Raw genomic sequence first — 1,456 nt, 5'->3', positions numbered from 1 at the left:
CTCCTGAAAACCTGCTGGATCTTTGCGAACAGGGTGTGCAAAAGGCCTTGGCTGCCGGGGCCGACCAAGCAGAGGTGTTTGCCAACTCAGGCCGTGAGACGGAAGTAACTTTTGAGAAAAATGACCTCAACCTGGCCCGTAGCAGCAGCGAGACCCTGTTCGGCATCCGGGTTTTCTGCGGCGGCAGGCTGGGCTTTGCCACTTCCAACCGCCCGGAAGAGCTGGCCGAGACAGCGGCTGAGGCGGTGGCCATGGCCAAGGCTTCGCCGGCGGATCCCCTCAACGGCCTGCCGGATCCCCAGCCTCTGCCCCAGGTGCCCTTTGCCCTCGACCCAGGCCTGCTGGAACTGGATGCTGCCGAGCTGACGCAACTGGGATCCCAACTGGTGGAGTGGGTGCGATCCAAAGATCCCCGCATCACCATCGACAGCGGCTCCCTCAGCGTGGAAGAGGATACCGTGGCCATTGCTTCTTCCACCGGCATCCGCGCCAACTACCACAGCGTCGAGGCGGGCGGATCCCTGTTTGGCATGGCCATCGATGGGGACGAGGTGGGCAGCTTTGCCTACGACGGCGACAGTGTGCAGAAGCGGGCGGAGCTGCTGCCGGCGCTGGAGCGGGCTTTTGAGCGCTTTGTGCAAAAGTGTGTGGGGGCCCTAGGGGCTAGGGAGGGGGAGAGTTTTCGCGGTTCCATCGTCCTGCCGCCGGATGTGGTGGAGGAGTTTCTGGGAGACCTCCTCTTTGTGCTGGGGGCGGACGCGGTGCGCAAGGGCAAAAGCCCCCTGGCGCAGAAGATGGGATCCCTGATCGCCAGCCCCCTGTTGACCTTGGTTTCCGAGGGGCTGGGCTTGCCCGGCCACCCCATCGAGCCCTTCGACCGCGAGGGGATGCCACGCCAAATTACCCCCCTGATCCACGAAGGGATCCTCTGCAACTTCATGTACAACAGCTACGAAGGCCGGGCTGCCGGCGTTCCCTCCAACGGCCATGCCACAGGGGGGGCGGGCAGCTTGCCGGGCGTGGGGCCGGCCTGTCTGAGCGTGGCCCCGGGGACAACCCCTTTGTCTGAGCTGTATGCGATGGAGCGGGGCATTATCGTCACGCGGCTTTCCGGCAGCAGCAACCCGATCACCGGCGATTTTTCCGGAGTGGTGAAGGGGGGCTTTTTGGTCAAAGGTGGCGAGAAGCGCCCCATCCTGGAGACCACCATTGCCGGCAACCTCTACGATTGTTTGCGCAATATCTCCGCCATCTCACAAGAGGTAACTGTTTTCAACGGCACCACGGCCTTTCCGGCTCTGCGCATCGAAGATGTATCGGTAACGGCGGGCTAATCCTGAAGCGGCAGGCAAGGCCCTCCACAGCCGGGCAGAGCATTTATGAACTACCCCACCGCGTAGGCGGGTGGGGTTTCCTCACCCGCTTGGCAGCAGAGCTTTTGTCTCTTCTTCTGCCC

At 63.0% G+C, this 1,456-nt stretch carries 1 protein-coding gene; it reads left to right on the top strand.

What is annotated here, in order from left to right; genetic code table 11:
- Window positions 1–1,334, top strand: a 1,334-nt coding sequence (locus NW857_RS12570; RefSeq protein WP_414369154.1) for a TldD/PmbA family protein, incomplete at its 5' end; no start/stop codon positions are given.
- Window positions 1,335–1,456 lie beyond the last annotated feature (122 nt).

It is taken from the genome of Synechococcus sp. H55.9, assembly GCF_047462355.1.
GTDB lineage: Bacteria > Cyanobacteriota > Cyanobacteriia > Thermostichales > Thermostichaceae > Thermostichus.
This window is presented reverse-complemented; position numbering and strand designations above follow the sequence as displayed.